The following is a 25,426-nucleotide window of genomic DNA, read 5'->3' as shown; positions in this document are numbered from 1 at the left end:
ATATACCCTCTATTCGTATAATCCTATCAAAAAGCTTATAATGTACGACAACAAGGGATCGCACTTGCTCTAACAATATAGAGGGACCAACCCAAAGGAGAGATTTGGAATCGATATGCGTTTTTTCTCATACCTTAGCTCCTTTATAAGCGCTTGGCGGGATTACCCGGCTGAAGAAAATACGGTGCTGGGGAATCGTTATACCATTCAACAGATGATCGGGGAAGGAAGTTACGGCATCCTGTACCAATGCTTGGATCAACAAAGCGGAAGTGTGGTGGCGGTCAAACAGTCAAGACCCAGCAAAGGCCATTATGCCAGACAATTGCTGAATCGAGAGGCAGCAGTATTAAGATCCCTTCAGCATCCACAAATTCCGGCATACCGGGATTTCTTCTCGAACAACCGCAATTGTTATTTGGTCATGTCTTATATAAACGGTGATACGCTTGAAGATTTGATATTTGAACAAGATATGAAATACGAAGAAGACGAATGCATCGAAATCACGCTGCAGCTTCTGAAGCTAGTCCGATACATACATGAGCAAGGCTATGTTCATCTTGATCTGCGGATTCCTAACGTCCTCTTTAAGGATGGCAGGATCAATCTTATTGATTTTGGACTAGCGAGAAGGATCGGTGAACCCCCTCCGCTCCAAGTACCTGTACGGAAAAAGTTCAAGCGAGACAGCTCGGCTTCCTCTGTTCAATTTAAGGATTCGAAGGAAAGCGAGGATCTTCGGGACATTGGTCACTTTATGTTGTTCATGCTCTATTCCACCTACGAACCGGAAAACAACCGGAGCGCAGCCGTGGAGCGAAGCTGGCAGGAAGAACTGCATCTCTCGATTGAATTGCAGAATATGATCAAACGCTTGCTGCAATTGAGTGAACCTTACTTAAGTTCCTTGGAGTTCATGCACGAGCTGCAGTCGCTCGCTAATGCAAGAAGCCACCCCTCGGATAAGAAGGGCAGCCTTTAATTTGATTATGGGGTTTCATTTATGTTACGATCCGATTAAATTATATGGAATGATTACGAACAAGAAAGGAGGATGTTTTGCATGTTAAGAAAGATCATGAACAAGCTTCTCCACTCTACATCACATAGTCAGGGCCGTAAGCGTTACAGCAGTTCCGCAAAGAATTATGGCAGAAAATACAGCAGCAGTCATGGCTATTCGCGTCGTAAAGGTTCCTCATCCGATTTCAGACATAGACATGGCAACCAAGGTCATGGCTATTATAAGAACAGAAGAGGCAGCTCGAGCTAATCATTAACATAATCATGGGTCCTTCATCCCTCAAATTGTTTGAGGGATTTCTTTATGGCATTCATTTAGTAAAGTTACGCTGCCCAGCATTCATCTGATTGTGAAATTAACCCCGTAATAGGACAATGCTAATTTACTTGCCACTCTCCGGGAAGCGTTATTTTCCCATAACGTGCTGTACAACGGCAGCGCGCCCACCTTACGCACCTCGATAGCCCATCCCGCAACAACGGCAGCCGCATAACCTCTTCCGCGAAATTCCTCTAACGTCTCAAGCCCGGCTTCGTGTGCTCCTTTTGAAATCCGAACGCTGCGGCAAACCGACACCAGCCTGTTCTCATGAACGAGCGCTACACAAGGCTGGCCATAATCGATTTCCGTGATCAGCCATTCAAAACCGGTGAGCGAATATTCGTTCATATTTTCTCGAGTGATCCATACCGTCTGTTTGGCCGGCGTTGTTTTGTCAGGTATCCGATAACAGGGTCCGCTCGTATAGTGCTCAGTATGAAGGAGATTCATATAAGCCGCAAAATGTTTAGGCTTCGTCTGAATTTCCTCGTTTACGATCGGCTCATCTTCAACCAGCGCCTTCAATTGCCCGGCAATTCTTTCGGGAACGTCATGGCGAAACCTGCAGATCGCGGAGCCGTCTATCGTTCGGCCCAGGAAAAACCTGGGGGCAGGCTCCTCTCCCGGCCAAGGCTCGTTGATGGTGCGAATTCGCATATCCCGGTCATGCGTAAACATCGCCTGAACATGCAATTCCATCAGCGCCGTAGCGGTTGGCGCTTTATTTATCCAATGATTCATGCTTATATCCCTCCCTTAAGAAATGAATCTACGATGTTAGCTTGCATATATCCATCGTATCAAATAAATCAAAGAACAGGTTGGGTATGAATCGCTATAATCAAAAAGACCCTGCCCCCCTATCCAGGAGGCAAGGTCAAGCACATGATCTATGTTTATTGGGTAATCCTTATATCTTCCTGCCAAGCGAGTTCCGCTGCAATCGCGGTATCAAGGCATAGGCAAACGTGAAGAGCGGGCTTAACCACAAGAAAGTTGCGTACGGCGCATATTCAATGACCGGAATTCCAAGCGTAGCAGCGAAGAAGGCGCCGCTTACCCCCCATGGAATCAGTGGGTTAACAAGCGTACCGCAATCCTCCAATGTACGGGACAACGTCTTCGCCGGAATTTCTCGGCGGACATATTCCTCCTTGAACATTTGACCAGGCAATAGGATCGATAAATATTGTTCGCCCGTCATGCCATTTACCGCAATGGAGGATGCCCCCGTCATCAGGACAATGCTGCTCTTCCGCTTCAGCGGCTGCATGACTTTGTGGAAGAAGGCTTCAATGACGCCGCAATGCTGAAGCAGCCCTCCCAAGGATAACGCAATCAATATCAGCGATACGGACCCCATCATCGATTGCAATCCGCCGCGATTGACAATGGAAGCCACGGTTTCGTTGGCTATCGTGCTCTTGTAGCCGCTCTGCATGACGCTGAACCAAACATCGACTGCCGACTGCTGCTGAACGAAGGCCGTTACGATGAGTCCGGTAACAATGCCGACAATGAGTGTAGGGAGGATCGGAATCCGCTTGATGGAACAGGCAATGACCGCAAGCGGCGATAGCAACGTTAGCCAATGAATATGGAATCCGTCATTCAGAGCAGCCTTGATTTGATTTATCGAGGTTAAATCCAGGGTATTCGACGTTGGTGCAAGCAGGAAAAAGACCGTTGTCACGATTAGTGCCGGCACCGTGGTGTAGATCATATTGCCAATGTGGGTGAACAAGGATATGCCGGCTACCGCCGGAGCAAAGTTCGTTGTGTCGGACAGCGGCGACATTTTATCCCCGAAACAAGCCCCGCAGATCACCGCTCCTGCTGCCAAGGCCGGAGAAATCCCGGTCGTTACAGCAATCCCCATGAAAGCCACGCCAACCGTACTGACTGTCGTGAAGGAGCTTCCGGTAAACATCGACACCACGATCGTCACGTATAAAGCGCTCACGGCAAAATAATGCGGTTCAATATAATCCATTCCATAGTATAAAATGGTCGGGACGGTACCGCTCATCATCCATACTGCAATGAGAATGCCGATGAGCGAAAGGATGAGAATCGGCATAATCGCCGTTTGAATGCCTTGAATGATCGCGGATTCGAGCTGCTTCCAAGAAAACCCGAACAACCGCAGCAAGACGGCGATACCCACGGTCGTTGCCAGGAGCGGAATATGCGGCTCTGCCTTAAGAAGAAAAATGGAGACAAATAGTACTGCCAGTATAACCGCTATAAGAATGATGCTTTTTGAGAAACTGAGATGTCGTTCCATGGTGCTAAGACTCCTTATACATGGTCGTGACGGGAACTCCTTCCCGTCCGCTTGTTTTATATCGATGAGCTTTTTCGCTTTTATGCTTTTCGGCTTCTTTGCTTCTTTGCTTCTTTGCTTCTTTGCTTCTTTGCATTGAAGCGCGATTTACACTATATACGATAAATACGAACTTCGTCAATGTACGAACCATGAACAATGCATAAAAAAAGGCGACTGCATCAAGCAGTCGCCTTTGTCTTAAACGAGTATGGTTATTATTTCGCTTGAATATAACCTTCGGCTTTCAGCAGTTCGGCGATTAGAACAGCTCCACCTGCCGCACCGCGCAGCGTATTATGTGAGAGTCCTACGAATTTGTAATCGTAGAGGGAATCCTCGCGCAGTCTGCCTACCGATACGCCCATGCCGCGCTCGATATCACGGTCCAGCTTCGTCTGCGGCCGATTCTCTTCTTCGAAATACGTAATGAACTGCTTAGGCGCACTTGGGAGATTCAGCTCTTGCGGTCTTCCCTTAAACTGCCGCCAGCGGTCCAGGATTTCATCCTTCGAAGGTTTGTTCTCAAACGATGCAAACACGGTGGCTAAGTGGCCATCGGTTACGGGAACGCGAATGCACTGCGTCGTAATCAATGGCGATTGGGCTTTTACGATCTCACCGTTCACAACGCTGCCCCAAATGCGCAGCGGCTCCTGCTCGCTCTTCTCTTCCTCCCCGCCGATATACGGTATCACATTGTCCAGCATATCCGGCCAATCGGTGAAGTTCTTACCGGCACCGGAAATCGCCTGATAGGTGGAGGCAACAACTTGGGTGGGTTTGTAGTCAAGCAGAGCGTGAAGCGCCGGTACATAACTCTGAATGGAGCAATTCGGCTTCACCGCGATGAACCCGGTTGTCGTTCCCAGACGTTTGCGCTGTGCGGCAATCACGTCTATATGACTCGGATTAATTTCCGGGATGACCATCGGAACGTCAGGCGTCCAGCGATGAGCGGAATTATTGGAAATGACGGGCGTCCCCGTTTTGGCATAAGCTTCTTCCAATGCCTGTATCTCATTCTTCTTCATATCAACCGCGCAAAAAACAAAATCAACCTCAGCTGCTACCTGTTCCACTTGCGAAGCATCCTGCACGATAATGTCTTTCACCTGCTCGGGGATTGGCGTCGCAAGCTTCCAGCGGCCCTGAACGGATTCTTCATACGTTTTGCCGGCTGAATTTCTGCTGGCTGAAATGGAAGTGACTTCAAACCATGGATGCCCATCCAGCAATTGCATAAAACGTTGACCCACCATACCCGTTCCACCAACAATACCGACTTTAAGTTTTTCTGACATTCGTTACTCATATCCTTTCAATCGTGGCGTCATGTTCCCCATACATCGACTCTGATCAACCGTACGGACAAAAGCATGCAGTAAATGAGCTTATCTAGATAACTATTCAATCCGGCGCGATTCGTGCAGGCTTCCTACCTAGAATCTTCATCTTTCTTGTGATATAAAAAAATCCCACCCCCAAGACCATAAGTCTTAGGGACGAGATTGTTATACTCGCGGTACCACCCCAAATTTGCCAATATGTCACCATATTCGCCTCATCGAGTACGGCATTACACGGTAATGCAGATACTCTAGCTCTGTAACAGGAGCTCCTGGCACACCATCCTCCTCTATATGAGGGTTCCATGTGCTGCTCTGAGTCTTTTTTCAATAAAGAACGCTTTGCCCCTTTTCAGCTGCCGGAGCTCTCTGTACAAGAATTCGTTTATTTACTCGTCTCTTCATCGCATTTGTTATGATTATTATATATAAAACCATTTCGGTGGTAAACCTTATTTATAAAATTTTCGGAAAACTCGGCTGATTTCAGGAGCTGTTACTCCAATCGATACCTGTTGGAACCAATTTATGGCTGAAGTCGCAGTGCTTCCAGTTCCATTTCCCGGTGTATCGTCATTTCCATTCTCGTTCTTAATAATATGTATTGATTCAACAACGGGTGATCGCAGCCCAAAACATGTTGGATCCGGCCAGTCATGGAATCATCTTTATACTCGTTGCTCCATTGGAACAACTGCGTGTAGAGATCGGAGAACAGCTCCTTATTCGTCGCAATAAAACGGAGGGGATGAAGATGATCACTCAGCTTCGCTTCCATCAAATCATGCAGCACCTACAGCCTGTGAACGATCAACGACTCTGCCTCTAACGTCTCACCCTTATGTAAATCCAGCGGCATCCTATCCTTCATGTCCGAAATAAGCTGACTGAACATTACTTCGGACATTTGAATAGACATGTAAATCCCACCAGTGGCTTCCCGTTCTTCTCCTTAAGTTTCTACCCATCAAAAACAAACATGCGCAACTTCCTCAGCCAATTTCTGATCTCCGCATCTCATAATCACTGTATATGATGACGGCATCTTTCCTATAAATACGGCACTTATCGATCGGTTTCGTGCATAATGCTTCAAACTAAACGGCTATCGTTCCATCCGGACTTTCATTGCTCCTACGTATTCCCCCCGCGGACGATAACTCCCCTATCCTTAGCCCGGAGTGCTGAAAATAATTTTCCTACCCCAAACCACAGAATCTCAACTAATGCGATGGCACCAACCACGTCCAGCAGGACATGCTGTTTCACGAATAGCGTGGAAACAATGATCGACCAAGCAATGATATGCACGACAACCCGATCTTTATTTGTAAAGCCTGCACTAGCTGCTGCCCCTTTTATCATCAAGTAACTGGTCAGGACATGGATGCTTGGGAAACAGTTGTAGGGATTGTCGGTACTATACACCAGGTTTACAAACCAATCAAGAACCCCTGTGCCCAGTGGCGGTCGCTCTACCGTCGTCTGGAACAAGAAAAAGATAATGTAACAGGCAATTAGTCCAATACACTGGGTCAACAGTGTTCGATAATACACATTGCGATCTCTGGCACAGAACAAAAACAGCATGATAATGATAAAAGGGTACCATACCAGATAAGGTATAATGAATATCGGTACAAACGGAATCACGGTGTCAAGATCCGTCACTAGGCTTTTTACTGGCGTATGTGCATGGTTTAAGACACCATAAAAAATGTTGAGCACAGGAATGGCCAGGATCCATAGCAGCGGGAGATATGACTTCCATTTTAAGTTCATTGGCTTCCTCCCTTCTTCGACTCTTCAGTCTCTTTAAATATATGAAACAACAACGCAGTTGCGCCACCTGTTTTTGACATTAACCAACGATTTCAGCCGTAATATCATATGGTTTGAATGTTAATCCGGATAACTACCATGGTCTCTCATCTTCACTTGCGTTTAGCTTAAGATCATCCCCTCATTTTGCACGACGAATTTGCCGGTAACTTCACAATATACCATGTCGTGAAGCAAGGCTCAAGTCAATACCCCATCTTCATGTCAGTAAAAATCAACCATACAGACAAATCGAGCAAGTCCATTGCTGGACTGCTCGATTGGATAAGTTACTGCGTATAACCGATTTTCCCATTAACAATCGGCATATTCCCCTAATTCAATCGTTCCCCGCTTCTCCCTGCCTCCTTGGCCCCGCCGAGCATAAACCATTCCATGCTTCCGTTAAGCTCACACAAACAAGCAGCCCCTCACGGAGCTGCTTGTTCAAGTTTAGTTAATTTTGGTGAACAACCACTTCTGTGCATCCGTCCCATTGTCCGTCCACTGCTGGACAACAGCCCCATCTGCTGTGGAAGAACTGGCTACATCGACTGCCAGTCCGCTCACCTTGGACACAAGTTTATAATACCCTCCGCCCACATCAACGATCTTCCATCGCTGCGCATTCGATCCATTATCATCCCATTGCTGCAGCTGAACGCCAGTGGATGTGGATGAACTCGGCACGTCGAGAACTTTTCCGCTGTGTACGGCTGTTAGCTTGTAGTAACCGTCTCCGGTGCTTTCTACTCTGAACCTTTGATTATTGGCGACGTAGTTGGTCCATTGCTGTATCTTGGCTCCACTTGCCATGGAGACATCCACAACATCCATCACTTTGCCGCTCGCCTTGGAAGCGATCGTGTAAATCCCATCACTGATCACGTTGGATGCACCCGTGTCCTGATAGACGCGTACATAATCCACCAGCATCTGCGATGGGAACGGTGTGGAATTGTTCGGACTTCCAGGCCAATTTCCGCCGACTGCCAGATTCAATAATATAAAGAACGGGCGCTGGAATTCCTCGGTATTGCCAGTTCCATTCTCAATATAGAACTCATTGAACTGCTGGCCGTCCACGAACCAACGAATATATTTAGAGTCCCATTCTATGCTGTAGACATGGAATTGGGAGAAATCCAAATTGCCGGACACTCGTCCAAAATCGGCATGCCCACCTGCATCCCAGTGTACGGTACCATTCACGTAAGGGTTATTGTTTACCCGTTCCATAATGTCAATTTCTCCGCTTTTCGGCCAGCCAACCGAACTGATGTTGCTTCCGAGCATCCAAAACGCCGGCCACAAGCCTTGACCCGAAGGCAGCTTGATCCGCGCCTCCACTTTCCCGTAAGTAAAGCTCTTCAAGTCTTGGGTTTTGATCCGGGCAGAAGTGTAATTCATCCCGCCATAAGATTCCTTCTGCGCTGTAATGACAAGGTTACCGCCAGTAACCTGCACATTCTGTGCCCGGTCGGTATAATACTGCAGCTCATTGTTTCCCCATCCGCCGCTGCCGGTACCGATTTCCGGTGTCCAATTGGCTCTATTGAGCGAGGTTCCGTTGAACTCGTCACTCCATACCAAATTCCAGTTCGGTGCCGCATTGATTTTGTTGACAGGCAATAGAACGACCAGAAGACTGAACAGTATAACTACACTTATTCCTTTTCTTAGCATCATGTTCCCTCCTAATTATTATCGGATTAAGGCCTCATGGATACTAGTGCATCTCTAGCTGTTCTTCAAGCGAACCGTCTACTGAAGCTTCGAATCACCTCTCTTTCTGTTCACCATTGTTTGCCATACAACCAATCTATGATGGTAGATTCACTTGTTGTTCGAGGGATATAACACTTGAATTAATACGCTTACATTTCCATTATAAGACCATGATATACCACTATCAACCTCAATTTATATTTTATTACAATCTATGCATCCCTATCCTATCAGAAAAAGCCGGCTGCAAGCGCTGGCTAGAGTTTCCTTCGATCACATTGGTTATTCCCACCAATCGTTCCGCTCAATAGACGTAGAATATCGCTCATCGGTTTGTAGTTTTTGTTGACATGCAACCGTAATGATGAGTTCACCCTTATGTTCCCCATTATCGTCTGACGGAACAACAATAACCTGAACTCTCGCAGGGAGATTCAGGTTATTAGAGACAACATGATATCGTCAATACTTATTCACGACATATCATGAGTTTGTTGCCATCGGGATCCTTCACGACGAACCAATGATTATGCTCAATTTCCGTCACGAGTTCCACTCCGAGCTTTTTCATGTAGGCTAATGATCCTTCCAGGTCCTCTGTCAGCAGCATGAACGCAGGAGTATCGATAGACGGCGCTCCCCCCGGCTGATCTCCTCCCCACTTCGGCATGGTATCCAGGATCACGCCCGTTCCTTCCATGGGCAAAGGGCATAGATGACCATTCATCACCTGGCAATCATCTTCCGCTATTCCGAGTACACGGCAGTACCAGCTGCGCGACCTTTCGATATCCCGAACCGGAATGAAAATGCTGCCTACTTTGTTCTTAATCGGGCTTGCCTGTGCATGGTTGTGACCATCCTGCATTTGTTCGTTCATTGTTTTGCCTCCATGGATCATTTTTAACACGCGGGGTGTCGTAAACGGACGATACCCTTCCGGCTGCACTTTTTCGATAGGCAATCGGCTCATCAACTCCCTCCATTCTTAAGCCTATGACATGATTTGAACAGGAACATAACACTTCACTTTGATAATCCCATGGTCCGCCTCTTCCTTAGGTAAGTAACTCGCAAACCAAGAGCGCGCTGGATCTGGCCTATACTCGGTTGACATAGCGAGCCATCGATCCACTCTTTCAAGTAAACCTGTCATTGTGCCATAAGCACCTGACTCCAGACAGGCATACATTCCGCCTTCCAGCTCAACTTGTAGATCGACTTCTTCATGGGAAGCAAGAAACTCCTCAGGAGGGGCTATATAAACCTCGTACAAAGAGCTTTCGTCCAGCAGTCCACCGTCACAGTGCATGAATACACGAATTCGCGAATCTTCAATTAATCCATTACGAAATAACCAGGAAATGGAATCTTCATCCGCTTGTTTGACGCAGTCTACACCCGTTCTTCGAAAACGCATCACCTTAAGCGAAGACAACTCCACGATTTCAATACGCTTCACCAGCTTACTTCGTTCCACCGGAAGATATAGCTTCATCCGAACGATTTGATCCCGGTTCAGCGCATATTCTTCAATGAATTTATGCTTTCCTTGCTCAAACACACTGCGGGGCAGCCATTCGGAGAACAAACGGTTCCAGGTGTTCTGAATACAGTCTTCCGCCACCGATGGGGATCTAGCTACTGCATAAAGGCCGCCGTCCAGCGTTATGGAATATAGCTCCGGATGCTTCATCATCTCGGTGTGGTCCATCAGGTCTACAGCGAGCAGCTGATAACCGAATGGCTTGGTTTCACCTTCCATATCCACGTTCCAACCGAAGAGCCTCAAGCCATTCATGTCGATACGGTATGAAGACAATAATTCGCGAAAATGATCAATCGCCACGGTTTCTATGCCACTCTCAAACTCGGAAACAAACAGATAGCCGATCCCTTGCTGAGGATTCAGACGGATAACCCTTACCTCTGGAAATCGTTCTGATAAGTCCCGCTCTTCCAGATAGCTTACATGTTCATTCAGATTCATCCGTTCGAAACTGTAAACCAACTGAGATCTCCGGTATTGTCCTGGAGTCAGTCCCGTGAGCCTCTTGAAGGTTTTAATGAATGCCTGGTAGGACTCAAATCCGCAGCGGTATCCGACATCGATTGTCGGCAAGTCGGTATCCCGCAAGCAGATGGCGGCTTCGTTGATTCTGCGTTTACGTATGTACTCCTTGATGGGGTGTCCCGTCAGGCTATGAAACAATCGGTATAAATTGGGCAATGACATGGCCGCCACGCCGGCAATTTCCTCGAGTGACAGCGATTCCGTTAGATGATCTTCGATATAATCAATGGCGCGTTGAACGATTTCACCGCTCTGCATTTCAAGTTCTTTTGCCCCCTATCTGTATGGATTGGCTATGAGGTCATCATACCAAATTCCTTGGAGCAAGAACTGTACTTTTTTATCAAAAAAATGAGATGAATGATTTGTTTAAAACAGAAATGCAATCTTATTCGTAAATTTGGTTACTGGATAAGAAATGTAACAGTCTTTCATCAAAATGACGAGCATGTTGTCCAATCCAGATCAAATGTCCCCACGAGTCGAGCACGTTAGCTTCTGCATGCGGAATAAGGGGACAACACTATCATTTTTACTATGCTGGATCAGCGTCGGTGCACGAATACTCCTTAATTCGTTCGTATAATCGGTTTGATCGATAAACCATACTTACCTAAGATTATAGTCCATTTGTCGAATTATCCTCAATCAGTTGCGCTTCCCTGTTTCGTCGATTCTCCATGAAAAAAAGACTTTCCGGTTGAAAAGCCTTTGTTCTTCTCCACTTCACCTACTTATGAAGAAAGCTTGTGAGTAATGGCAGCAACCCCAAGTAAGGTTAGACTGATTATATCTTTAGGGAAAACGCCGTATTTCTTCTGGATTGCTGTTTTTGCACAAAACCATCCTTGTAACACGCATGGGCCTACACGAATGTCGGAACCAAAAAAAGTGCTGGCATTCACGCCAACACTTCCTCACGGGATATTTTCTCAACATTGAACAGTATAATAGAAGAACTTTAACGATCTCGATTTACCATGTAATTTAATAAATGCTTGAGAAACGCCGTATTGCGCGGCATCTCCTGCAGCGCCTCCGTGGCCTGGCAATAATGCTCCCACATTTCCCGACTGGCGCCTTCCTGACCCAAAATGCTCACAAAGGTCGATGTGTTGTTCTCCGCATCCTGTCCTCCGGGTTTCCCGAGCTGCTCCAAATTCCCCTGCACATCAAGCAAATCATCCTGGATTTGAAAGGCAATGCCCGCATGGTAAGCGAATTTTTTCAGTGTCGCAATTTCGCTCTCCTTCACCTGAGCAAGGATGGCAGGCATAACGAGAGATGCCTCGAACGCAATGCCCGTCTTGTAATAACAGACCGTATTCAGCTCCTCCAAGGACAATGCCTTCCCTTTTGAATTCAAATCCATCACCTGGCCCGAACACATATCTCCAGCCCGTTGGGACGAATATTGAATCAGCTTCAGCACCGTTTTGGGATCAAACCCTTCAAGAGACGATTGTTCTTCGATCGCCTTCTGAATCAGGAACAAACCGGTAATTTCCGCCGTGGCGCTATCATGAACCCGATGCAAGGTCGGTCGCCCTCTACGGGTAGAGGCGTTATCCTGGGACGGCAAATCATCAAATATCAAGGAAGCGGTGTGCATGTATTCAAGCGACCTCAGCAGCGGCACGATGGCGGAAGCTCGCAGTCCGTATTCTTTCACGGCCATGACCCAAGTCAAGGTAGGTCTTAGACGTTTGCCATCCCCTTCGAGCGTATAATTGGCGGCATCAATCAACGACTCTTTCATTGGAGGAATGCCAGGGAGTTTCGCAATTTGCAAGCTGTTGTTGATCTCATTCCGAACGGTTTTAAAGGTATCGATAAAAAGATCCTTTTCCTTCCGCTCGTTTCGGAGCACCGTAACCATCTGGTCCCGCAGCAATTTATCGAAGAAATCCACCTGATCGGCTTTTAGAACCATTTGCTGGATGAGCCGATTAAATTCCGGGTTCCCAGATGCAAAAATATCCATGATTTCGCTGTATTTCTCTGCTCCGACCCGTTCTTTACAACGCTTCAGGCCATTGATAGCCCGGTCCAGCATTACCTCTCGCGTCTTGGCGTCCGAGTGATACACGTTATGAATCAGGTGAGAGATAACCGCCCAATACATTTCAAAAGGATTGATAAGATCCGTACGCTGACCGCGATATTTTAAATAATAAGTGTACGGTGTTACCGCTCCGTCTTCCATATCCTGAAACATATCGGCAAAATCATCGGCCAGTTGGTTGTAGATACCGTAGAAGAATGTCCGGTCCTCAAAGCCTTCATCTGCCGAAGCGCTGATAACGGAACGGACAATTAATCGGGAGGACGATGATTTCAGAATGATCGGCAGATAGATTTCTTCATTACTGTAATTGGGATTGTCAAGATTCTTAATGCGGTCAATATGCTGAGAATGAAAAAACACGTTAGACTGCTCAAAAAAAGTCTGCTGCGTTTCCGGGCATTGGTGTCCCTGAATATACTCAAATGCATCTCGAAGCTCCTTATGAACGAAATGAACGAGATCCATGTTTTTCCCGCTCCACTGACCCATCTCCGGAACCGTTCCAGTGAGAAGCGCCTGTCGTATCATTTGGGAGTATTGTTCCTTCTCCTTAGCGTTCAAGACCCCTGAATCGAGCAGATCGTCTATAAAAGGATAGGTCAACCCGTAGGAATAACCCAATCGGATGGCATCATCAAGACGGGCCGAGCGCTCCGCAGGCGATGTCTCTACACTCATATCTTCGATGACGTGCATAACTACACCAACGATAATTTTGATCAATTTGCGTTGGGCTTGGTCCGCATCCATCTCCTCCGGAATATGGGTCGCCACATGCTTCAGTTTGTTGATGACCCAAATGACGGCATCTTCGATACCTTCCTTCTGGGCCCATCGGTACAGCCCGGCCAAACTCATATAATCCGGCGTGTCTCCTCCATTCGAGCCGGTGGAGCGAAGCAAAAGTTTTTTGGTATCGTGAGCAACGCGCCCTATTCTGACCTTCGTGTCAGGCGAGTCCAGAGCCATACCCAGATCTCTCATATAAATATAGGAAATGCTTCGATCCAAATAACTATCCAATTCACCTGTATAATGGAGCCATCCGATATATCTATGATAATCCCGGGTATCCGGTTTCTTCTTTCCCGGCGATAAAAAAGACAGCCATGAAGGACGACGAATATGCTTCCTTTTCCACAATAGAATGTCTTCTGTCAGGATAGGCACATAACTCTTTTCCTTAACCTGAACATAAAGTGATGCAAAATACTGAGCTGCCTTCTGTTCAGCCCGCCGATATCCCGTATCGGCATAATCTGTATACGCCACATTCATAAGATGGAATCCCTCAACTTCTTTAAGTGTTTAACATGTTCCCATGTTTATAACCTATATACGTAGAAGTTTCAATCGGGTTACATTTCAGTTTCAGCGTTGAAACAAATCGATGCCCTGGATCCAGAAGTCCATAGCTTCCGTTACTTCGATCAACTGCTCTGCTGGGGTTAAGGAAGCTTTGTTGTCTCCCTTTTGGAAACCGTAAGAACCGAATTGTCCGTGATTGCCGCCCGTAATATCCACGTATGTTGTATCATCCGGCAGATTCTTTCTTGCAGCTTCCCATTCTGTTCGATCGAGAATGCCATCCTTCGTACCGGTGATCTGAAGTGCGGACATATTTAATCCGTTTAGCTTGCCTCCATCATCCGCGTAGGAAGCCATGAAGTAAACCCCGTCAATGACATCCGTATGTTCAGAAGCATATCTCGCAGCAAAAACGCCACCTAGAGAATGCCCGCCAATGACATAGCGGCTCCCTTGATGCTCCGATATGAAGGAATCCGCCTTATTCTGTCCGAACACGGCGAGATTCAAAGGCATGGATGCAATGTACACGCGATGCCCCTTCTCCGCCATTCTCTTGGCAAAAGGCGCATAACTTTCGGGCTCCACCAATCCACCCGGATAAAAAATAATGTCAGGCTGGATCACCTCCCCGCCCACCGGCTCGAAACGATAGCCGTCCTTAAGGTGTTCGACGACGACTTCCGTATCACTTCGAAACACCGCTTTAGCTTCATCAAGCGGCTTGTAAGTAAGAGAATCCAGTATGACACTGGCTGCTATGATTACCATGGCTATTATAGACAGGGTCCATATGACGATCTTGAGCCCTCTTTTGCTCCTTGATTTATGGGTTTGCTTCATTCCCATCACGGTCCCTTCCATCTCGGTATGTCGATTATTTAATTATACCGCAGGGTTAATTCAAATCCTATCGATCCATTCCAAACAGAAGAGGCTGCCGATTGGATCTGCAGCCTCAATTACTATTGAATTAGGAACCTGATCTTACAAACCGGAACCAGCCAAAATCGAATTGGCTTCCCGGCAGGAAGATGAACGTCACCTTCTGTTTGCCGGTTACATGCTCCAGATCAAACAATTGCTCTTCGTATCCAACAGACCGCGTAAATTCAACGAGCTGGTTGCTTTCTCCTTCCGAATTGGCAAAACGGATATGAATCGTGTTCTTATCTACGACCGAACGGCCGTATACAATCAGTTTCGATGCACCTGCTTCTGAGAAATCCATCGGGTCAAACTCGAGGGAAACATTATTTCCGATACCTTCAACAACCTTGTTGTCCATAATCGTAAAGGTATCTCCATAGATCCGATCGCAATCTGCGGCAAAATTCTGCTCGAAGGCTCTATCCCCCACGTGAAAATAAAACCCTTTGATGTGCACCTTCTGACGAAGGACAAAGCATATCGCCGTGATGCCGCGCAGCTTCTTGGACAACTGGTAGGTTTCTTCCTGATACACGTTCCACTTGGACTCTTTCTGATAAATACAATCGGCCAGCAAGAAGCTGCCCTCCTCACCGGGCATCCCTTCCCAGATTTGTAGCGAGTACGCTTCGCTTGAGAGCGCAAATATCGGAATGGTGATTGTATCGGAGCCATGGGGACCGAAATCGATGTCCCGGAATCCGACTTGCGACTCACCGTCTCTACTCGTAGCTACGCCTCTTTCGTTCCCGTTTCCCACGTCACCTTGACTGTAGTCATACAGTCCTGCCGAAATGAAGGAGTATGGGTCTTTGTAGGCCGCCCCCAAACCATCGACTTGATATTCAAGCTGGGATATAAGCTTGGTCTTATCCGTTCCGTTCCGACTCGTACACCTCAAACGAAACTCACCGTCGCCAAGAGCAGTCACGATGGCTTCATGACCAGCGGCCTCCACACTGGCGATATTGGAGTCAATGCCGGCATCATTCACGACAGCCCATTCAACCTCTTGATAAGAGGTTTCCGGCGGATGTAACATGGCACGCACCACCACTTGCCGATTGGACGGATGAAATGTTTGACCTCCTTCGCTGATCAGTTCAATCTTGCGAAGCGGAAGCTCAAGCAAACTCCCCGTCAGGCACGGCCCATCTTCGTTACTCATGCTTGCTGATATGCCCGATGTCACTTCTTCCTGTGCGGGAATGGATGTCAAATGCAGGCATCGGCTCTCTAAACCAATCGAAGACACTTCGATCTGAATTTGGCCAGCCTCCAATGTGGATCCGATGATCGCCATTAGCTTGCCGCTGAACAGCCTTCTGCTTCGGCCTTTGTACGGATCATAATCCGTGCTGTCCCCATTTTCGAGTCCAAGCAATCGTCCGACACCCGTGACATGGACCTCCACCCGGTTATTCGCATTCTCGACAGCATGGCCGTTCTCATCTTCCATCGCGATTTCGACGAAGATGAGGTCTGCTCCATCGGCTGTTAATTCTTCCTTATCCGGGCGCAAAACAATGCCCTTGGCATCGCCAAAAGAGGTTCGTATATCCGTAGCCACGATACGTCCTGCTTCGTCATAAGCGATCGCTTTCAATTCGCCTTTCACATAAGGAATCTTCCACCAGCCCACAAGCTGTCTTCCGTGTGCATGATCAATATCATGTTTACCGATGGTTTCCCCATTAAGCTGCAACTCGACCCTTGGCGCATTGGAACAGATGCGAACATCGATCATTTGACCGTCGCTGAAATCCCAGTATGGCAGCAGATGCACCATGGGCTTTGTTTTATAATCCGTCCAGGCAGCTTGATAGATATAATAGGAATCCTTCTTGAAGGTTGCCGTATCCATCTGACCAAAATAAGAGTTTTTGGTATGATACGGCGTAGGTTCTCCAATATAATCGAATCCGGTCCATATAAACTGTCCCAGCGAGAAAGGCGTATCCCGCTCAGCCAGAATGCACGCCTCCGCCGATTTCGCTCCCCAACTGGTCGAGCTGTTTCCGAGGGAGGAACACTGCTCGTCATCATCGGCCAGAATGGACTTCTCAAACGGGAAATGATAGATACCTCTGCTTTGTACGACCGACGCAGTCTCGCTGCCATAGATGATCCAATCCGGATGTTCCTGATGATGCTTCTCGTAATATTTCTCGGCATAGTTATAACCTGCCACCTTTACGATGTCTGCACAATGCTGAGCGTTCTCCCAAGGCATATAATTCGACCCGATGGTAACGCTTGCATTTTGCTTGGAATCGTATCGCTGGACCTCTGTCATCAGCATCCTTGTTATATCCTGCCCCTTCTCATCCGCATGGGTATCATATATTTCATTCCCGATACTCCACATTATAAGGGACGGATGGTTCCGATCCCGTTTGACCCAGCTCTTCACGTCATGCTGAACCCAATCCGGGAAAAACCTTGCATAATCATATGGGGTTTTCGGACGTTCCCACATATCAAAGGCTTCCGATACGATCAGCAGCCCCATTTCATCCGCAAGATCCATCCATTCCTTAGCAGGCATATTGTGTGCGGTGCGGATCGCATTAGCTCCCATGTCTTTCAGAATAGCAAACCTTCTGGCTAAGGCCGTTTTGTTAAACGCTGCTCCCAGAGCTCCGAGATCATGATGCTCGCATACGCCATTCAATTTCAGTTTGCTGCCGTTCAGGAGAAAACCCTGATTCGGATCAAGCTGAATATGGCGAAATCCCACGTTGTGCGATACCGATTCTACAATTTCATCGTGCCAGTCTGCTGGGAGATCTGTTCCAGTCACCCTCATCTCGGTAACCAACTGATACAAATGAGGTTCATCCGGGCTCCATAGCCTTGGACGCTCTACAGCTAAAGTTTGCGTATTCGTTATATTGCCTGCGCTGCCAATCATGGGGAATATCCACGGGTTGGAATATAAGATTTGCCGAATCCGTAAGGTCAAGACTGCTTTTTGCAAATGTCCATCCATCATTAAACAATGTTTTTTTGTTCATGAGTGGTATCCACCTTCTTCATGTATTTAATAAATCCAATGTAAGCAGCATATTGAAGCCAGTCTATCCTACTATATCAGGATGCTTATCATTTGGGCCCGCTCTTACAAAGGTTCTAAAGTTTTCAAAGGATATTCTTTAATCACCCTATTCTGTTCACCCATACAAAAAGGAGCCCTTTGACTGCAGCAAACGTCAGAGCTCCTTGCTTGTTATGATGTAAATATGAAAAAGAGATCAAGACAACTTGATCTCCTCGATGAGCGCCGAGTGTTAGTGCATGTACCCTGCCTCCACTTCGTCCAAAACTTGTCTTGCTTGTTCAATCCACATATCGTCCACCGATGCGTCAGGGTCGATCGGAGCCTGGAATTGATCAAAGAGAGCTCCCAATAAACGAGGTGCCGCATGCTTGTCGGTTCCTGTATTGTATATATGTCTAAACACGAATGGACGGCCGAGCTTTATCGTAGCATGGCAGCCGCCGCATTCGCCATCTAAGCTGCCTTTGGTTACCAGAAAAGGGATCCGAAGCCACACCATCCGCTCCTGATCCAAGCGCCGGTCTAGATAACCATGCTTGTAATCCCAATTGCCGGCTAACGTAAAATCATGTTTACATAGATAGGTATCTATATTCACAAAACGGTCTTCAATATTCTCCAATCTCGATTCCAAATTTATCATGTGCGCCCACCTTATGTTTTTAGTCCTAGGATGGACTTGAATTCCAAATCGTATACGAACATCGTATACGAATTCAACATGACGAATCATCTACATATGCTGAGTCTCACTTTCTACCACTACTAGTGACTCCTCTCCCTTAAATTACTAGTTGTTATGATGTATGCTTTCGAATCCCCTTCAAAACCCATAAATTGAATGACGTTCGTCATTAAAACAGTGACACTAGGCCATACCGAAGCCATAAACACAACTTTCTTCCTGAGTAGTTAGCCTTAATTTTGTTCGAATTCATATAATTTATATCATTTAGTTATACTTTACCAAATATGTCGTAGTTCCTTTTATACCGATCATTCGTTCGCTGTGCTCCTTGCTGCCTGTCCTGTAAGAACAAGGGCTCATCTTTTTTTGAGATATCAATGCTATAATAACCCCGTTTACTAAATAGAGAATACGCGGAGTTCTCGTAGAGAAACGGAGGGAAAACATGAAAGTGAAAGGTTACCCGCTGCTTGCCAGTCTCTTGGCTGTCATGCTTCTGGTGGGGCTTCATACCCCGGCTTATGGGGAAAATGCTACAAAAAAAGCAACCTGGATCTGGCAGACGGATCTGATTCAGGATGGCGGCGAAGAACTTCTTCGTTTTTCCAGAGAAGAGGGAATTAATCTAATCTTCTTACAGATTGATCGTCAACTGCCGTCTGAAATTTACGAGGCATTTATACAACGTGCGCATGAGAATCAAATCGCAGTGCATGCTTTAGGTGGAGATCCAAGATGGGCCCTCACCGAACATCGGGAAGATATGCTCGGACTCGCGGATTGGGTGGTGAACTATAACGGCAAGGTTTCGGCCGGTGCCCGATTTGACGGAATCCATCTTGATATAGAGCCGTATGTACTTGTCCAGTGGGAGGACGAGAAGGACAAGATCATCAGCACTTGGGAACAAAATCTGGAGGTGTTCTTGAATCAAGTGTCCGGAAACGAGCTGGAACTCGGAATCGACATCCCCTTCTGGTTTGATCAATACTCCTTGGAGAATGGCACCAATCTGAATGAATGGCTGATCCGTACATTTGACCATGTTACCGTGATGGCCTACCGGAACGAAGTAGAATCCGAGCATGGAATACTGGAACTGACGCGAGATGAGCTTGAGCTTGCCAACAGGCTTGGTAAGCAGATTCTTATTGGGGTTAACACGAAGGAAATGCCGGGCGAGTCTCACACCAGCTTTTATGGACATGGTAAGGACAGAATGAACGAGAAACTGGAGCATTTATCGGGTGTGCTCGGTTCATATGCATCCTTTGCCGGGATCGCTATCCACGATATTCGCAACTGGCAAAACATGTCCAATGATGGGAGCGTACCGCCAGACGATAACGAACCTACTTCCCCATCACCGGACCCCGATCCAAATCCTGAACCGGGAGAAGGCGGTCGCGTGCCAGATGCGGATCCGGTTACTCGGGACCCTATCGTAAGAGGCACGTATATATGGGAAGCTCATGAAGTGATTCAAAACAGTCAGGAAATTCTTGATTTTGCGAAAGAGAAAAACTTGAACTGGCTGTATGTAAGACTGGACCTGGAGCAACCGTACAGTTCGTACTCTTCGTTTGTTAAACAAGCGGCTGCTGCCGGAATCGAAGTTCATGCCATGGGTGGTCATCCGATATGGGCACTGGAGGAGAATCGGCCCAGAATGCTGCGATTGGTTAATTACGTAAAGAACTACAACCGCGCAGTGGAAGGCAATGAACGTTTTCATGGCATTCATTTGGACATTGAGCCTTATGTGCTGCCTGCGTGGAGGGAAAATTCGCAGCAGGTTATTTCCGAATGGACCGCGAATCTGGATGCCTTTGTTACGGAATTGAAAAAGGACTCCAATCTGGAAGCAAGTATGGATATGGCCGTGTGGCTGGATAAATACAAAGTTACCGGTCAAGATATGTCGCTCAGCAAGTGGATGATCAACCGAATGGACCATGTTTCACTCATGGCCTTCCGGGATGTAGCGGAAGGATCGAACGGGATTATCGCAGTCTCTAAGGAAGAGATTGCATTTGCCGATGAGTTGGGCAAACCGATCAAGATTTCCGTCGAGATCAAAGCCAGCCATGAAGGCGATCATATTTCCTTCTATGAAGAAGGAGCAGCTTACATGGAGGAAGAGCTTGCCAAGCTGCCTGATTTATTGAAGGATTCACCTTCCTTTACCGGTAGCGTGGTGCATGCGTATACTTATTGGAAGAATGCTAAGCCTTAAGAGGTAAGAAACTGAATAACCCCATCGCTCTTGAACGAGCAATGGGGTTATTTTATTGACGCGTTAGGAGGCGTAACTCGCTCTTATCAACAGGGGAGGCATAAAACGTCATAGTCTCATGTATTCTTCTTCGCAAGCGTTCTCTGGGCTCGCTTTACGATGCGCTCGGTTTCCTTGGTTCCGGAAGATGACTGCCACTCCCGGCATATCTGAATCACCCAATCCGGATTCGTTTTACTGGCATCATTAAGCCAATTCGCTACAGAATCCTGTACATATTTGACCGGATCGGATTTCACCGCATCCAATAGCGGCCGAGCAATGTCCGGGTTCTCTTTTAGTTCGGCAATATGTTTGGCCCAGACGCCTTGTGGGCGAATCACTTCAATTGCAAATCTCCTAATATACATATTCTTGTCATGAACCCAAGACGATAACAAACGTATAGATTGCCTTAATTCGCTCGCGACAGAATCCCTAACAGCCATCCATGATATTTCACGCACGCCAAAATGTTCATCTGCTGCAAACGCCTTTATTCGGTCCAGCTTCTGTTCAAGGTCCAACTGATCTAACCCAACCATATAGGCTGCCCAGCAGCGAACGCTGTCTGAACGGTGTTTAGACAGACTGTTTACGATATCAAATTGCTCAGTCTTCGGCATTTGCTCCTGCAGATTCATCCAGGAATCGGCAATCGCCGGGATGATTTTTGTCACCTTGTCTTCAATCTGAACCAACCTCGATAACATTTCATCTCGCTGTTTTTGTAATCCAAACTCGTCCAATACATTTTTCAGCAAGTTCAAGTGATCTACGGCAAGCCATTCTGTCAAATTCACCGTTTCCAATCTCCCTTGCTGTAATAGCACCTTAACTTCTTCAGAAACCTCACTCACCTTACGAGCACCTTTCCTGTGCAATAATGCACGGTCTATCGATATCTCTTCATCGTTGATTTCCATCCCGATCCAGTCTCCTTAATCTATTATATAAGTTACAGAATAAACGGGATCCAGATCAATGGATGTAATGCAGCTTACAACTTACATTGTTCAGCTCAATCTCGTCATGGCGTAATCCCGATGAATGTAAATCGTTCGAAATCCGGTCTTGATCACTTTCGCTTCCGATAGCTCTTTTAATACCAATGTGACAGCCTCCCGAGTTGCTCCGACCAAGTTCGCAATTTCTTGATGCGTCAGTGGCAGATCGATTCTATAGTACTCGCCGCTACCCTCCAGATCAAATTGATTGGACAGATTTACGATCACGTGCAGGATTTTTTCATGTAGTTTACCCAACGCCAGGTTTTGCGCAAGACTGCTCATATGTACCAAACGGTCACTCAAGACCTTCATCATATTGAGCATGAATTGAGGGTGTTCGATCAGAAAGTTCTCAAATCGCCGCTGATCGATCATGCAGATATCGCATTCTACCAGCGTTTCAATGAATACTTCCCGTGTACCGAGCGATAAACCGTTTAATTCACCAAACACATTCCCTTCGCCCAATATGTCCAGCGTAAATTGCTTTCCTTCTGTGTTTAACCTGTACAAGCGAACTCTACCCTTTTTCACAAAGTATAATCGTTCCGTGAAGGTTTGCGGTGTTTGTATGAATGTATGTTTAGGATAGATTGTAATGGAGGTTAGCTCATCCATCACGACCAAATCATCTTTCGATAAGGAATGAAGCAAGCTGAATTGCGACAGATATTGAATGTTACTCATGATTTACCTCCGAGATCATATGCCCGCATAGGCTCTTTCATGTATTGTATAATTTTTCTGCTGCTAGTGGCCACCCATCTAACAATATCATGGCAAAAAAAGCCTGATTTCTCAGGCTTTATCATATACGCATATTTATCGATATAAGGTTTCACCATGGTTACGAAGCCCGCCGTCTCTTTTCAAACAAATGCTCGCCCCTGACCCACATATGATATAAATACTCGAAGCTTCCCGCAAGTACTGCAATCAGCAGGACCTCCGAGAAATCAAGGGTCCAGTTCGCAACACCGCCAATAATCCACAGCACTATAAATACCAATCCGGCATCGGCAATCGTTGCCATCATATTGCTGGTACGTGGCAGAATAAATAAATCTCCCACCAAATAAGCAACGATGCCAATTCCTAATGCCGTCAATAAAGCCCCTGTGAACGAAGCATCGGTAAGTGCAACCAGCAGTGCGGTAATCAAAACTCCATGCACCAATAACTTAACAAGCAGTTTCATAAGCGATACACTCCTTTTGCGGTAGTGTATCCCTTTTGCGTTTTTTTACTCCTGACCCTGGTCCCTAACCGTGGGAAAACCATCATTCATATCGGCGCTGTTCCGTATCAGTTTGATTTCCATAACTGTGCCTTGGCCAAGCGTGCTATGAACCTGAATATGTCCTCCATGCGCGATCACAATGTCATGTGTAATAGCCATCCCAAGACCTGACCCTTTATGGAGTTCCCCCGTATTGGTCCCACGGTAATAGCGATCGAAGATTCTTCCGAGCTCCTCCTGCTTAATGCCTTTTCCATTATCATCCACACGAATCAGGATATGCTCCTCATTCTTCTCGACCTGGACCTTGATCGAAATATCCTCACGGTTATGAACAATCGCATTATAGATCAGATTGGTGATTGCTCTACGTATCAGAATATCGTCAACCTCGATTTTAATGACTTCATGACTGCTGCTAAAATCAATGTCACGGTTGGCGTATCTCGGGTCATTCAGCGTATCGATCACGACATTGCGTACCAGGCTTACGAGGTTTACATTTTTCTTATTCAACGTCAGCTCTTTATTCCTCAAGCGGGTCGACAGATTCAAGTCCTCGATCACGTCTCGCAAATATTTGGACTTTCCTTCGATGATCCCGGCATAATCCCGTATTTCATCCATCGAGAACTGATATTCCGTGTCCTTTATCATCTCCGCATAGCCTTGAATCGAAGCAAGGGGCGTTTTGATATCATGCGAGATATTGCCGATCCATTCTTCCTTCATCGCATCCAATTTCTTTCTTTCCTTCTCGCTTGATTTCAGCTCTTGGGCCAGAAGATTAATATTGGCAAACACGTCCTTATATATCCCTTTAGGTTGATGATAGACGTTATTATTACGGCTAGCCAAACGCTTAATGCTGTCAATTAAGATAAACATAGGTTTGGTCAGCCGCTTGCTGAAGATATAAGCGATACATAAGGCGATGAATCCGTCAACGATGATGATGGACACACTAAATACCTTAAACATCTGTGCGAAGTTCCGTGAATCGATGGTTAACACTTGCCGCTCCAGGTATGGAGTTGTAAATCCAATCAAGTAACTGTAACGATGTTCGAAGCCCACCTTTTCGCCAACAAAGACGGTGGAAAGCACTTCCTTCTCGACATACTTATAAATCTGCACAATATCGATGGGGGCGTACTTTGTTTTGGCTTCTTCCGGAGCAAGATAGCGGTAGATTTCCCCGCCATCCTCATCCAGAATTTGTATCCATGCCTGATTCTTCTCCAGAATCTCCTTGCCCTTCTCGCTTATCGAAGCCCCCGATTCCGATATTACGATATGTTCCTGGAAGGATCGGGATATCGATTCTGCTGAGGTTTGCCGATTTAAAAGCGGGAAATCCTCATTCACCGATTGTAGAACGAATAAGCCGATAATCACCACGATGTTCATAATAATAACGATGACGACGATAAGAACCACGGAGACCAGATACCTGCCGGTCAGCTTCCACTTCATCCCTTATTCATCCTCTACGACAAGCTTATACCCAAGGCCTTTTACCGTAAGGAGATAACGGGGATTGGAAGGGTCCTCTTCTATTTTCTCCCGCAGCCTCCTGATGTGAACCATCACGGTATTATCAAATCCGAAGAATTCCTCACCCCATACCTGATCATATAAACTTTCCTTGCTGATGATCTGGCCCGGATGTTTAAGCAGCAGAGTAAGCAATCCCAACTCTTTCGGTTTTAGTGGAATGACCTTGCCGTTCTTCTTCAGCTCCACCTTCTCTTCATCTAATTCAAAGGGGCCTTTCTTGATCACGCGATTCGGTTTGTCCTCATGCTCAGAAACATCCGGTCTCCGAAACCGGGCTTTGATCCGGTAAGCCACTTCCTTCGGACTAAAGGGCTTGGTAATATAGTCGTCGCCGCCGATGGCGAAACCCAGGATTTTATCAATCTCTTCGGTCTTGGCCGATAAGAAAAATATCGGAACATTGGAGACGCTGCGTATTTTCTTGCATACCTCGTATCCTTCTCCGTCCGGAAGCATGATATCCAGAATGACAAGATCGGGCTGCCACTTCTGGAATTCAAGCCATGCTGCTTCCGCTGTTGCTGCGGTATATACCTGATCGATGCCTTCCTTGATCAGCACGGTTTGAAGAAGCCTGACAATATCCGCCTCGTCATCAACGACAAGTACCTTTTGATCAAACGCCAATTCGTTCACCCCC

The 25,426-nt window shown here is 46.6% G+C and carries 22 protein-coding genes and 1 other annotated feature; of the genes, 3 read left to right on the top strand and 19 right to left on the bottom strand.

All coding sequences use genetic code 11. The features are described 5' to 3' along the window. The first annotated feature begins 115 nt into the window (after positions 1-115). Both ACOZB4_RS00340 and ACOZB4_RS00335 read left to right on the top strand, forming a co-directional pair. Positions 116-985, top strand: a complete 870-nt coding sequence (locus tag ACOZB4_RS00340; protein ID WP_379409286.1) for a serine/threonine protein kinase — start codon at positions 116-118, stop codon at positions 983-985. 166 nt (positions 986-1,151) lie between these two features. After that, positions 1,152-1,283, top strand: a complete 132-nt coding sequence (locus ACOZB4_RS00335; protein ID WP_379409288.1) for a hypothetical protein — start codon at positions 1,152-1,154, stop codon at positions 1,281-1,283. An 83-nt stretch (positions 1,284-1,366) separates the two neighbouring features. Here ACOZB4_RS00335 and aac(2')-IIb read toward each other — a convergent pair whose 3' ends face one another. From aac(2')-IIb to ACOZB4_RS00265, 14 genes are all read right to left on the bottom strand, one after another. Continuing rightward, positions 1,367-2,089 (bottom strand): kasugamycin N-acetyltransferase AAC(2')-IIb, encoded by a 723-nt coding sequence (gene aac(2')-IIb / locus ACOZB4_RS00330; RefSeq protein ID WP_379409294.1) that lies wholly within the window; start codon positions 2,087-2,089, stop codon positions 1,367-1,369. A 169-nt stretch (positions 2,090-2,258) separates the two neighbouring features. Further along, positions 2,259-3,635 (bottom strand): Na+/H+ antiporter NhaC, encoded by a 1,377-nt coding sequence (gene nhaC, locus ACOZB4_RS00325; protein WP_379409298.1) that lies wholly within the window; start codon positions 3,633-3,635, stop codon positions 2,259-2,261. Positions 3,636-3,892: 257 nt separating this feature from the next. Then, positions 3,893-4,978, bottom strand: a complete 1,086-nt coding sequence (gene asd, locus ACOZB4_RS00320; protein WP_379409301.1) for an aspartate-semialdehyde dehydrogenase — start codon at positions 4,976-4,978, stop codon at positions 3,893-3,895. Between the two features lie 194 nt (positions 4,979-5,172). Further along, positions 5,173-5,437: a binding site (T-box leader), on the bottom strand. Positions 5,438-5,549: 112 nt separating this feature from the next. Further along, positions 5,550-5,816, bottom strand: coding sequence for a hypothetical protein (locus tag ACOZB4_RS00315; RefSeq protein ID WP_076323232.1), 267 nt, complete (start codon positions 5,814-5,816; stop codon positions 5,550-5,552). Next, a complete protein-coding gene (locus ACOZB4_RS00310) occupies positions 5,817-5,942 on the bottom strand; it encodes a hypothetical protein (protein WP_379409303.1) in 126 nt (41 codons plus the stop codon). It lies immediately after the preceding gene. Between the two features lie 215 nt (positions 5,943-6,157). After that, positions 6,158-6,805: an inositol phosphorylceramide synthase gene (locus ACOZB4_RS00305; RefSeq protein ID WP_379409306.1), complete on the bottom strand. Its 648-nt coding sequence runs from the start codon at positions 6,803-6,805 to the stop codon at positions 6,158-6,160. A gap of 492 nt (positions 6,806-7,297) precedes the next feature. After that, on the bottom strand, positions 7,298-8,533 hold the full coding sequence (locus ACOZB4_RS00300; protein ID WP_379409311.1) for an RICIN domain-containing protein: 1,236 nt from the start codon (positions 8,531-8,533) through the stop codon (positions 7,298-7,300). Between the two features lie 508 nt (positions 8,534-9,041). Beyond that, positions 9,042-9,452, bottom strand: coding sequence for a VOC family protein (locus tag ACOZB4_RS00295; RefSeq protein ID WP_098745104.1), 411 nt, complete (start codon positions 9,450-9,452; stop codon positions 9,042-9,044). A 114-nt stretch (positions 9,453-9,566) separates the two neighbouring features. Further along, positions 9,567-10,904 carry a helix-turn-helix domain-containing protein gene (locus ACOZB4_RS00290; protein ID WP_379409313.1) on the bottom strand — a complete coding sequence of 446 codons (1,338 nt, stop codon included), beginning with the start codon at positions 10,902-10,904 and terminating at the stop codon, positions 9,567-9,569. A 476-nt stretch (positions 10,905-11,380) separates the two neighbouring features. Then, entirely contained in the window at positions 11,381-11,551 is a 171-nt protein-coding gene (locus ACOZB4_RS00285) for a hypothetical protein (protein WP_379409316.1), read from the bottom strand. A gap of 56 nt (positions 11,552-11,607) precedes the next feature. Further along, positions 11,608-13,992: a polyprenyl synthetase family protein gene (locus ACOZB4_RS00280; protein ID WP_379409320.1), complete on the bottom strand. Its 2,385-nt coding sequence runs from the start codon at positions 13,990-13,992 to the stop codon at positions 11,608-11,610. A gap of 93 nt (positions 13,993-14,085) precedes the next feature. After that, positions 14,086-14,871, bottom strand: a complete 786-nt coding sequence (locus ACOZB4_RS00275; protein ID WP_379409323.1) for an alpha/beta hydrolase — start codon at positions 14,869-14,871, stop codon at positions 14,086-14,088. A 124-nt stretch (positions 14,872-14,995) separates the two neighbouring features. After that, positions 14,996-17,944, bottom strand: a complete 2,949-nt coding sequence (locus tag ACOZB4_RS00270; protein ID WP_422759444.1) for a glycoside hydrolase family 2 TIM barrel-domain containing protein — start codon at positions 17,942-17,944, stop codon at positions 14,996-14,998. A gap of 298 nt (positions 17,945-18,242) precedes the next feature. Continuing rightward, on the bottom strand, positions 18,243-18,656 hold the full coding sequence (locus ACOZB4_RS00265; RefSeq protein ID WP_379409331.1) for a YugN-like family protein: 414 nt from the start codon (positions 18,654-18,656) through the stop codon (positions 18,243-18,245). Positions 18,657-19,146: 490 nt separating this feature from the next. Here ACOZB4_RS00265 and ACOZB4_RS00260 point away from each other — a divergent pair, with 490 nt between their 5' ends. Then, positions 19,147-20,937: a hypothetical protein gene (locus ACOZB4_RS00260; protein ID WP_379409333.1), complete on the top strand. Its 1,791-nt coding sequence runs from the start codon at positions 19,147-19,149 to the stop codon at positions 20,935-20,937. Positions 20,938-21,053: 116 nt separating this feature from the next. On the opposite strand, the gene ACOZB4_RS00255 is transcribed toward ACOZB4_RS00260, so the two are convergent. The 5 genes from ACOZB4_RS00255 to ACOZB4_RS00235 form a co-directional block, all read right to left on the bottom strand. Beyond that, entirely contained in the window at positions 21,054-21,902 is an 849-nt protein-coding gene (locus tag ACOZB4_RS00255; RefSeq protein WP_379409336.1) for a DNA alkylation repair protein, read from the bottom strand. A 90-nt stretch (positions 21,903-21,992) separates the two neighbouring features. Beyond that, positions 21,993-22,673 (bottom strand): Crp/Fnr family transcriptional regulator, encoded by a 681-nt coding sequence (locus ACOZB4_RS00250; RefSeq protein WP_379409339.1) that lies wholly within the window; start codon positions 22,671-22,673, stop codon positions 21,993-21,995. Between the two features lie 160 nt (positions 22,674-22,833). Next, positions 22,834-23,184: a DUF2512 family protein gene (locus ACOZB4_RS00245; protein WP_379409342.1), complete on the bottom strand. Its 351-nt coding sequence runs from the start codon at positions 23,182-23,184 to the stop codon at positions 22,834-22,836. Between the two features lie 45 nt (positions 23,185-23,229). Beyond that, a complete protein-coding gene (locus tag ACOZB4_RS00240) occupies positions 23,230-24,702 on the bottom strand; it encodes a sensor histidine kinase (RefSeq protein ID WP_379409344.1) in 1,473 nt (490 codons plus the stop codon). A 3-nt stretch (positions 24,703-24,705) separates the two neighbouring features. Beyond that, positions 24,706-25,413 (bottom strand): response regulator transcription factor, encoded by a 708-nt coding sequence (locus ACOZB4_RS00235; RefSeq protein WP_379409352.1) that lies wholly within the window; start codon positions 25,411-25,413, stop codon positions 24,706-24,708. Between the last annotated feature and the right edge of the window lie 13 nt (positions 25,414-25,426).

The organism is Paenibacillus sp. NPDC058898 (genome assembly GCF_049316025.1).
Lineage (GTDB): Bacteria > Bacillota > Bacilli > Paenibacillales > Paenibacillaceae > Paenibacillus_AQ.
Note: the sequence above shows the minus strand (reverse complement) of the source record. Positions and strands in the feature narration are given on the sequence as shown.

Bases quoted from the DNA above. Each gene is read 5' to 3' on its own strand.
- ACOZB4_RS00340 (WP_379409286.1), top strand. From the start codon at position 116: ATGCGTTTTTTCTCATACCTTAGCTCCTTTATAAGCGCTTGGCGGGAT.
- ACOZB4_RS00335 (WP_379409288.1), top strand. From the start codon at position 1,152: ATGGCAGAAAATACAGCAGCAGTCATGGCTATTCGCGTCGTAAAGGTT.
- nhaC (WP_379409298.1), bottom strand. From the start codon at position 3,635: ATGGAACGACATCTCAGTTTCTCAAAAAGCATCATTCTTATAGCGGTT.
- asd (WP_379409301.1), bottom strand. From the start codon at position 4,978: ATGTCAGAAAAACTTAAAGTCGGTATTGTTGGTGGAACGGGTATGGTG.
- ACOZB4_RS00310 (WP_379409303.1), bottom strand. From the start codon at position 5,942: ATGTCTATTCAAATGTCCGAAGTAATGTTCAGTCAGCTTATTTCGGAC.
- ACOZB4_RS00305 (WP_379409306.1), bottom strand. From the start codon at position 6,805: ATGAACTTAAAATGGAAGTCATATCTCCCGCTGCTATGGATCCTGGCC.
- ACOZB4_RS00300 (WP_379409311.1), bottom strand. From the start codon at position 8,533: ATGATGCTAAGAAAAGGAATAAGTGTAGTTATACTGTTCAGTCTTCTG.
- ACOZB4_RS00295 (WP_098745104.1), bottom strand. From the start codon at position 9,452: ATGAACGAACAAATGCAGGATGGTCACAACCATGCACAGGCAAGCCCG.
- ACOZB4_RS00290 (WP_379409313.1), bottom strand. From the start codon at position 10,904: ATGCAGAGCGGTGAAATCGTTCAACGCGCCATTGATTATATCGAAGAT.
- ACOZB4_RS00280 (WP_379409320.1), bottom strand. From the start codon at position 13,992: ATGAATGTGGCGTATACAGATTATGCCGATACGGGATATCGGCGGGCT.
- ACOZB4_RS00275 (WP_379409323.1), bottom strand. From the start codon at position 14,871: ATGGGAATGAAGCAAACCCATAAATCAAGGAGCAAAAGAGGGCTCAAG.
- ACOZB4_RS00270 (WP_422759444.1), bottom strand. From the start codon at position 17,944: ATGGATGGACATTTGCAAAAAGCAGTCTTGACCTTACGGATTCGGCAA.
- ACOZB4_RS00265 (WP_379409331.1), bottom strand. From the start codon at position 18,656: ATGATAAATTTGGAATCGAGATTGGAGAATATTGAAGACCGTTTTGTG.
- ACOZB4_RS00260 (WP_379409333.1), top strand. From the start codon at position 19,147: ATGAAAGTGAAAGGTTACCCGCTGCTTGCCAGTCTCTTGGCTGTCATG.
- ACOZB4_RS00255 (WP_379409336.1), bottom strand. From the start codon at position 21,902: ATGGAAATCAACGATGAAGAGATATCGATAGACCGTGCATTATTGCAC.
- ACOZB4_RS00250 (WP_379409339.1), bottom strand. From the start codon at position 22,673: ATGAGTAACATTCAATATCTGTCGCAATTCAGCTTGCTTCATTCCTTA.
- ACOZB4_RS00245 (WP_379409342.1), bottom strand. From the start codon at position 23,184: ATGAAACTGCTTGTTAAGTTATTGGTGCATGGAGTTTTGATTACCGCA.
- ACOZB4_RS00240 (WP_379409344.1), bottom strand. From the start codon at position 24,702: ATGAAGTGGAAGCTGACCGGCAGGTATCTGGTCTCCGTGGTTCTTATC.